This is a genomic window from Microcystis sp. M113S1 (assembly GCF_020246945.1).
In the GTDB taxonomy this organism is placed as follows: Bacteria; Cyanobacteriota; Cyanobacteriia; order Cyanobacteriales; family Microcystaceae; genus Microcystis.
In genome coordinates, this window is record NZ_JADBSA010000326.1 from 1 (window position 1) to 4,333 (window position 4,333).

The 4,333-nt window shown below is 41.0% G+C and carries 3 protein-coding genes and 1 pseudogene; all 4 read right to left on the reverse strand.

Annotated features, from left to right (window positions below):
* Positions 1 to 238 precede the first annotated feature (238 nt).
* A pseudogene (locus IM319_RS16445) lies at positions 239 to 340 on the reverse strand (DUF29 family protein); the annotation flags it as partial.
* A gap of 123 nt (positions 341 to 463) precedes the next feature.
* On the reverse strand, positions 464 to 2,215 hold the full coding sequence (locus tag IM319_RS16450) for a mechanosensitive ion channel family protein (RefSeq protein WP_287078319.1): 1,752 nt from the start codon (positions 2,213 to 2,215) through the stop codon (positions 464 to 466).
* A gap of 171 nt (positions 2,216 to 2,386) precedes the next feature.
* Positions 2,387 to 3,790, reverse strand: a complete 1,404-nt coding sequence (locus tag IM319_RS16455; RefSeq protein WP_286825864.1) for a glutamate decarboxylase — start codon at positions 3,788 to 3,790, stop codon at positions 2,387 to 2,389.
* 218 nt (positions 3,791 to 4,008) lie between these two features.
* Positions 4,009 to 4,194, reverse strand: coding sequence for a hypothetical protein (locus tag IM319_RS16460; RefSeq protein ID WP_287736304.1), 186 nt, complete (start codon positions 4,192 to 4,194; stop codon positions 4,009 to 4,011).
* Between the last annotated feature and the right edge of the window lie 139 nt (positions 4,195 to 4,333).

A 4,333-nucleotide genomic window follows, 5' to 3' on the forward strand; every position in this document is an offset into this window, starting at 1 on the left:
GCCGAATTTGAAGTCTTTTCTGAACGAAACCCCCTACTATCTGTTGTCAAGGTTCAGTTTTTAGCTTGGTTATCGCTTTTTCCATTGTAGCTTAAAGCCGTCCTCAAAGGACGGGGTTTTAACCCAAATTTTCGATAATCAAAGCGCACCAATTTAATGATAAAGTTAGTGCGTGGCGTGCGGATTGTTGATTTGGTTTTTTTATGAGAGATTATCGCCGTAAACACGCACCCTAAAAGATCATGCGATCGCACTCCCGTTTCGACAAATCCCGTACCTCTTCGACTAAATTCTCAATATCTAACTCGGAAAACCGACCGGAGGCTAATAAATCGGCCATTTGTTCGGACTAAAGTCCAAAGTCTTGCTCATAGGATGCCGTCATCGATTTATCTCCTTCTAAGCTCAATTAACATTATATTAATAATCCGCCAACAGTGAGTGATTAAAAACGGATTTGGTGTCAAAATGTGTTGTTTTCCTGATTATCTGAAGATTGAACGCGAAAGGGAGGCGCAGCATAATCGGAAGGTAAATAATTTTCGGGAATGGTTGTTGTATTTCCATCTCGTAGGGAGGTGTAACTGGGAGAGAGAATCTCAATCCCAGCTTCATTACACTTGTCTTGAATATTTTGATGGAGTTCTGAATAAATTATTACCATCAAATTGGGTTGGTTAGTGTAAGCATTTAATTGATAACTGATGTAAAAATTATCTAGGCTAGTTTGCAGGACAAAAGGTGCGGGTTCTTTGAGAATATGGTCAGTTTCTAGAGCAGCTTCAATTAAGGTTTTGTGGGCTTTTCGCCAAGGCAGATCGTACCCTAGGGTAATCGTTGTCTGAATAATTAGATTTCTGTTTAATTCCCGCGAGGAAATACTAAAGTTAATCACATTACTACTTAATAAAGATGAGTTAGGAATAGTAATGATTTTATTAGTGGGAGTGCAAATGCGAATGACTAGGAAGTTTTTTTCAATTAGATCGCCAATTACATCTCCTACTTGAATGTGATCTCCGATGCGAAAGGCACGGGTATAGATAAGAATAATTCCCCCAATAACATTGGCGATCGCCGAAGTAGAACCAAGGGATAAAAGAAGACCAAGAAAAACAGAAACACCGCGGAAAGCCGGGGAATCAAAACCGGGCAAATAGGGAAAAGCAACTATTGCTGCTAAGGCAATAATTATGACTAATAGGAGATTGTAAGTAGGTTTAGCCCAATCAGTATAAAAACCAGGAATAACCAGATTTCCTCTTTCTATTGCCGTAAAAAAGGGCTTGATTAGCCGGATTAAGTAGTAGGTTACAAAAATGATTATGGCAATAATAAAGGCATTGGGAAGATATTTGCCAATGGAGGATAAAACCAGTTCTAATGATCGAGAAAAATAACCTAAAATACTCTCGCCAAAAACTCTTGTCCAGGGAAATAAACGAAGTACAAATGTAGCATAATTGAATGTTAATAAAAACAGAATAAATAAGCGAATCATCCGAAGAACTCGCAGCCAAAAGAAGCTAATTTTAGAGGAAGATACAATCTCAATATTCCCGATTTGAATGCCTGGTGTCAAGGATTCAATCAAACGTCTAATGAAGGGAAATAGCTTCCCTGAAATTTTGATAACTGCAAAGCTAATAATCAAGAAAGAAAAGGTAGCTATAACCGTATAAATGATGTTCTTAAGTAGTTGTTCTGGTTTTCGATCTTGGCGATATTGAGCGATAGCGACCTGAATTTTTTGTAAAGCTTGTTGAGCTAAAACCTCCGGCGTTGAACGATAGGCTTTTGCATCTCGCTCCGTCACCGTTAGAATCACTTCTTGATCTATACTTAAATAAAGTGAGTTATCATCAGGAATCTGCTCAATTGTCAGGTTCTCAATAGGAATAGAATCATTTTGAGCAATTCTTTCAATTCTCCGGGTAATAGTGTTAGCTCTCTCCTCCGCCGAAAATGAAGAAACTCCCCGCCGGATAAAAAAGAGAGTTTTTCCATCTAACATAACTGGAAAGCCGTCAATTTTATTTTCCGGTTGTGTCGGATTTTGAGCGATTCCCAAAAGAGGGGAGGTTAGAGTCAGTAGTAAAACTACAAAAAATATTACCAAGGTATGCCCAATTTTTTTCATCCATCCTCTAGCTTTAGATGGTGTAGTTAGCATTAAATATCTTTGATTAATATCGACAACTGGTACAAATTGCATAGGATTAAGTCAGATTTTTTTGTGTGTAGTCGGGTAAGCTTCAGGCATTACTGTCCTCGATGAGGTGCAGAGAGCCTAGGTTGAGACAGGAGTGGAAAAATTGGCAACACCAGAACTTTGTAATGGTTGCCAATATTTAGGGAATTTAAGCGAGTTTTTCCTCAACATCTGTTAGTGATGGAAATGGGAACCAGATAATTTTGACTGATAATTAGACTGAGATTTAAAGAAGGCGATTGCTGAGTGAATATCCCGCAACAACAGAGCCGCCATATCGCGACTAAATCCCTCCTTGATCACCACGCGCTGCACGGTTAAATCTTGGCGATTTTTGGGCATTGTATAGGCAGGAACTAACCAACCCCGCTCGCGCAATTTATCAGCTAAATCGAATAAACTATAATTAGATTGATCGCTAATTGTCTCCTTTAATTTCCAAGCAAAAACCGGAATAGTGCTGCCATCGGTAATCAATTCAAACGGTCCCATCTTAGCGATTTCCCCCGATAAATACAGAGCCGTATCTCGACAGGCTTGATGAATTTGTCGATAACCCTCTTTACCCAAGCGTAAAAAATTATAATATTGAGCAACTACTTGATTGCCAGGGCGAGAAAAATTCAGAGCAAAATTAGGCAGATCACCGCCTAAATAATTACAATGAAAGATTAATTCTTCTGGTAATTCTTGCCGATCTCGCCAGATAATCCAACCGACGCCGGGATAGACTAAACCGTATTTATGCCCAGAAGCATTAATCGATTTAACCCATTTGAGGCGAAAATCCCAGACTAAATCGGGATCGAGAAAAGGGGCAATAAAACCACCACTAGCACCATCGACGTGCAGGGGAACTTGCCAGCCGGTTTCTCTGTTCAATTTTTCCAGGGCATCATTAATTTCTTGGACGGGTTCGTAACTACCATCAAAGGTACTACCCATAATTGCAATTACCCCGATCGTATTCTCATCAATTAGTTTAATTGCCTCGGTCGCATTGAGATGAAAACGATTCCCTTCCATCGGCACAAAACGCGGTTCTACCTCCCAATAACGACAGAATTTTTCCCAACAAACCTGCACATTAATGCCCATGACTAAATTAGGTTTGTCGGTGGGTTTACCCTCTTTTTGTCGGCGTTTGCGCCATTGCCATTTTAAAGCCATGCCTCCCAACATCGCCGCTTCACTGGAACCAATGGTAGAACAACCGGTTGCCGCTTCGCTTTCGGGAGCATTCCAGAGTCTAGCGATCATATTCACACAACGCAGTTCAATTTCGGCAGTTTGTGGGTATTCATCCTTGTCGATCATGTTTTTATCGAAGGTTTCCGCCATTAATTGTTTGGCTTCCGGTTCCATCCAAGTGGTGACAAAAGTAGCCAGATTCAGGCGAGAATTACCATCAAGGGCGAGTTCATCGCGGATTAAATTGTAGGCCACCGCCGGGGGCATTTCTCCCTCGGGAATCTCGTATTTAGGTACAGCGGAAGTCAGGGCGCGGGAAGCATAGGTGGGGGTAATTAGTGCATCTTCCGGACTAAGGCGATCGAGGTTAATTTTCTGATGAACCATAACTTCCTTAATAAAATATCTTTTTTGCTGAGAGTAAATTACCAATCATTCCAAAAATAATAGCAATAATCGAGACGGATAAAAAATAGGAAAGCATTCCTTGGGTTGCTACCAGTCGCCGCCTCGCCGTACTATTAATACTTGTATCGGAGGTTTGATAATACCCAGAAAACCGCAAGCAAAATGGATGATCGCCTGTGCGGATGCGATCAGATAAATTAATAGTCCGAAACTGCCGGTCGTAAAAATAGGGATTCCAGAAATGCCACCCGATGATTGGGAGATTTTAATAGTTCTAACTGCCAAGGAGCAACGCATGAAATTCTGTAAGCTAGTAAAGCAATTGCCCCTATCAAAGCGAAAAGAAAAGCTAAAACCAGTCGCAGGGTAATTGCTACTGGCATAATTAGGGTCTGCTGAAAAAGTTTTTCGGTGGGGGTTGGGGGTTGGGGGTTGGGGGATGGGGGATGGGGGATGGGTTTTACCGATTTTCAGGTGGTCAACTACCTAATTTTCAGGGAAAAAGTACCTGAATTTTCCCCC